At 55.0% G+C, this 4037-nt stretch carries 4 protein-coding genes; 1 reads left to right on the top strand and 3 read right to left on the bottom strand.

Annotated features, from left to right (window positions below):
* Together ACFPFW_RS18520 and ACFPFW_RS18525 are read right to left on the bottom strand one after the other, a co-directional pair.
* Nucleotides 1-98: hypothetical protein (locus ACFPFW_RS18520; RefSeq protein ID WP_379769988.1), on the bottom strand; the 98-nt coding region annotated here is incomplete at its 3' end.
* A 73-nt stretch (nt 99-171) separates the two neighbouring features.
* The gene (locus ACFPFW_RS18525; RefSeq protein ID WP_114958766.1) at nt 172-1605 is read right to left on the bottom strand and encodes an undecaprenyl-phosphate glucose phosphotransferase; all 1434 of its coding nucleotides are present in this window, start codon (nt 1603-1605) and stop codon (nt 172-174) included.
* A gap of 314 nt (nt 1606-1919) precedes the next feature.
* On the opposite strand from ACFPFW_RS18525, the gene ACFPFW_RS18530 reads away from it, so the two are divergent.
* Nucleotides 1920-3344, top strand: coding sequence for a mannose-1-phosphate guanylyltransferase/mannose-6-phosphate isomerase (locus ACFPFW_RS18530; RefSeq protein WP_114958767.1), 1425 nt, complete (start codon nt 1920-1922; stop codon nt 3342-3344).
* Nucleotides 3345-3545: 201 nt separating this feature from the next.
* Here the strand turns inward: ACFPFW_RS18530 and ACFPFW_RS18535 are convergent.
* A partial coding sequence (locus ACFPFW_RS18535) for a GDP-mannose 4,6-dehydratase (protein WP_379771826.1) occupies nt 3546-4037 on the bottom strand: 492 nt, incomplete at its 5' end.

Consider the following 4037-nt stretch of genomic DNA (forward strand, 5'->3'; position numbering starts at 1 on the left):
GCCGCCTTGTCGACGCAGATCACATCATGGCCGAAATCGGCGAAACAGGCCCCGGAGACCAGGCCCACATAGCCCGAGCCAATCATCGCGATACGCATGGGCTTTCCTTTTGACTATGGATAATCGAGGTCGGGTCTGTTGCCGCTCGCCGATTGTACTCGTCGATTTCCGTCAAAACGCGTTGCGCGTCCTGACGACCTCAAAAACCGTTCGGAACATGATCGAAATGTCGAGCCAAAGGCTCCAGTGATTGATGTACCAAATGTCGTGTTGAATGCGCTGCTGCATCAGATCAACGGTAGCGGTTTCACCACGAAATCCGTGGATCTGTGCCCAGCCGGTTATTCCCGGCTTGACGTGCTGCCGGAATGCATAGTCGGCAAGCTCTGTCGAGTAATACTCATCGTGGGAAATCGCGTGCGGCCTCGGGCCGATCAAAGACATGTCGCCGATCAGAACGTTAATCAGCTGAGGCAACTCATCGATACTTGTTTTCCTCAGAAAACGGCCAATGCGGGTCACGCGATCGTCGTTTCGCTGCGCCTGCACAATCTTTGCGCCGTCCTCCAAAACGATCATCGATCGGAACTTGAAGATTTTGAAGGCGCGGCCGTTAAACCCTTTGCGTTTCTGTAAGAAAAAAACGGGGCCCGCCGAGTCTAATTTAACCGCGAGCGCCGTAATCACCAGCAGAGGTAGAAGAATCAGTATAGCAATGCTCGCAACGGCAACATCGATAATTCGCTTTGCTGCGCGCTCCTGCCAGGATAAAGGCGGACGGCGTATTTCGAACGAAGAAAGCTTGCCAATACGCTGTTGGTTATTGGTAAATAGTTCTGTCGTTTTCTCGTTCAAGACGAGCCGTACCGGAAGCGGAGCTGCGGACAAAAATCCAAGCAGCGGCCGAGCATGCCGGAGGCTGAAGCAATCCGCCGCGATGTAAATTTCATCGATATCGGAGCCGTGGATCTCAGCCAGCGCTGTTTCAGCGACCTGTGCCAGATGAGATGGTGTCGGATCGGCAGGAACATCGAAGCGGCGAGCGATATTGAGGCCGAAACGCCTCATCTCGGCGCGAGTGGAAGCTGCCGCAGCAACCGAACACTCGATCAAGGCAATTCTTGGCCCCTTAAGTGCCCCTCTCTCGAAAGCTCGCCGGATGATCGCTCGAACCCACACCCTATGCGCTACGAGAGCAAGGCCTCCGCCGAGGAGATAGTATGAGACTGCAACACGCGAGAAAGTACTACCCACCTTCAGGGCGAACACGAGCGCGGACAGAAAACATAAAGTTGCAATCCAACCGAACAACGTTTGCGCGATCTGCCGACGAAGCGCCAATAGCGCTTCCAAGTCATACAGTTGGCGCATGTGCAACAGCGGGATTAGAAGCGCGCAAGTACCGGCGGCGACCGCAAACCCACGGCCGATATCGGCCGACGCCAATTCCCTGGCCTGCAAAGTTTCGGCGGCAAAGCTAGCCCCGAAAATAAGGATTCCGTCGCTAAGAGCGATAATTGCACTGAGGCTGCGTGCCGAGAATGGATATCGCCATCCGACAGGCCGGAAAGTTAGGTTGTCAGCTTGCAGGTCGACGTACTTCATGGCACCCCCGCAACGGTTTCGAAATTCCTAACCCCGGTGATGTAACTAAAGGGGTTTTCGAGTCAATTTGACACTGCGCAAAATGATCTCTGGCATGCGTTTATTGCATGGTAACCTTACTATCTCGGCGAAGGTGTGACGGGGGTGCGACGCATCTGTGCTTGAGGAGCGATTTTACAAACTGTTTGCAATTTGACTGATCGGCTCTCGGACTTCTATAGCCGCGACAAAACGGCATTGCCCCTAAATTGAGCGGACAGATTACGTTGTCCTCAATGCCGATTTCTCCCTCTTATCAACGGAATGGTTCGCCTATGATTATTCCACTGGTTCTGTCAGGCGGTTCCGGCACGAGGCTTTGGCCAGCCTCCAGGGAAGCTCGTCCCAAACAATTTCTACCGCTCTTCGGTGATCGGTCGACCTTTCAGAGCACCCTATTGCGGTTCAAGGGGGATTCCAGTTTCGGTCGGCCAATCATCATGACCAACAGGGATCATCGCTTTTTAGTCAGCGAGCAGTTGTCCGAATTGGGAATTGAAGCCGACATCGTCCTGGAATTGACACGGCGGGACTCGGGACCAGCGATTGCTGCAGGAGCACATTTGGCAAGGAAGTTGCACGGTTCCGAGGTCATCATCGTCGTCGTTGCGGCCGATCACATGATCGACAATCCGGACGTATTCTCTCAAGCCTGCAAAACCGCCGCTGAAGCAGCCAAGAACGGACTGATTGTAACTTTCGGCATCACCCCCGACCACCCATCCGCGGCGTACGGTTACTTGGCGCCAGGGCCAGAAATTGACGGGTCTGAGGTAAGAATACTGGAGAGGTTTGTCGAGAAACCAGACACTCAGAATGCGGAAATCTTCATCGCACAAGGCTATCTTTGGAATTCCGGCAACTTCGTTTTCAGCCCGGATGTCCTTCTCCAGGAATACGCGAAACAAGACCCTGAAACGGAAATGGCAGCGGGCGAGGCTGTCGACAACGCCACGCCAGACCTCAACTTCCTGATCTTGGACGATAGCGCTTTCTCCAAAACGGCGGCCAAGTCGATTGACTACGCGGTTATGGAGAAAACGAGCCTTGCGGCTGTTTTACCGGTTCACTTTGGCTGGTCGGACGTTGGCAGCTGGAATTCGGTTTGGGCACTCTCCCCGCAGGACGGACAACACAATGTCTTGAAAGGTCCGGTGGTGTTATCGGATGCTAGGAACAACTTGGTCGTCTCGGATAAGCTCCTGACGGCCGTCGTTGGCGTAGAAGACCTCGCGATCATCGCGACCGAAGACGCTGTCCTAGTCGCCAAGAGAGAAGACGCAACCGCACTGAAGCGGTTGGTCGGAAAAATCCGCCAAACATTCCCAAACATCGCTGAACTCGGCGCACGCGTTCACCGCCCTTGGGGATCGTATCAGTCGCTAGACGTCGGAGAGCGCTATCAGGTCAAAAGGATCGTTGTTAAACCGGGCGGTCAATTGTCGCTTCAAAAGCATCATCATCGCTCGGAGCACTGGGTGGTCGTTCGCGGAACGGCGAAGGTCACCTTAGACGCTGTCCAGCGCATGGTTCATGAAAATGAGTCAATCTATATTCCTATCGGCGCCGTTCATAGACTAGAAAACCCCGGGAAAATCGACATCGAACTGATAGAGGTTCAAACAGGCTCCTATCTCGGAGAAGATGACATTATTCGTTTGGAGGATGTCTATAACCGGAACTCCGAAAGCACCAATTGACTTTTTGATGCAAAAAATTTGCTGATCCATCAAGCCGGATTAAATCAGAAGGTCTTAAGGCCACAGTTGCTGTCGGCGATTTCGATGACTGAGTACCGCTTTCCACTCTTTGCGTTCGAAATTAGCTTGGCTATGTGGGCTATGCTCTTTTGCGTTTTCGCAAAATGATCCGTGTGACGCCTTACTGACCGGTCAGAAGCATCAGCCTCGGCGGGCGTTCCCCGTCGATCCGAGTTCGCCGAGATGCTTCTCCCAGGCGAGTGCCTGGGCGACGATGGTGTCGAGATCGTCATAGGACGGCTCCCAGTGAAGATTGCGACGGATGCGGTCGGCCGCGGCGACGATCTTCGCTGGATCGCCCGGGCGACGGGGCGACAGGTTCACCTTGAAATCGACGCCGGAGACGCGCTTCACCGCGTCGATCACCTCCAGCACCGAATAGCCCTGCCCGTAGCCACAGTTCAGCGTGAGATTGGGTCCGCCGTTTTCGAGGTGATCGAGCGCGAGCGCGTGAGCCGCGATCAGATCCGAGACGTGGATGTAGTCACGGACGCAGGTGCCGTCGCGGGTTTCGTAATCTGTCCCGAAAGCGTCGAGCGCCTCGCGCTGGCCGAGCGCGGCCTGGACCGCGACCTTGATGAGGTGGGTGGCGTTCGGGGTCGATTGGCCGGAGCGGCCCTTGGGATCGGCGCC

This window comes from Flaviflagellibacter deserti (assembly GCF_042652085.1).
GTDB lineage: Bacteria > Pseudomonadota > Alphaproteobacteria > Rhizobiales > Methylopilaceae > Flaviflagellibacter > Flaviflagellibacter deserti.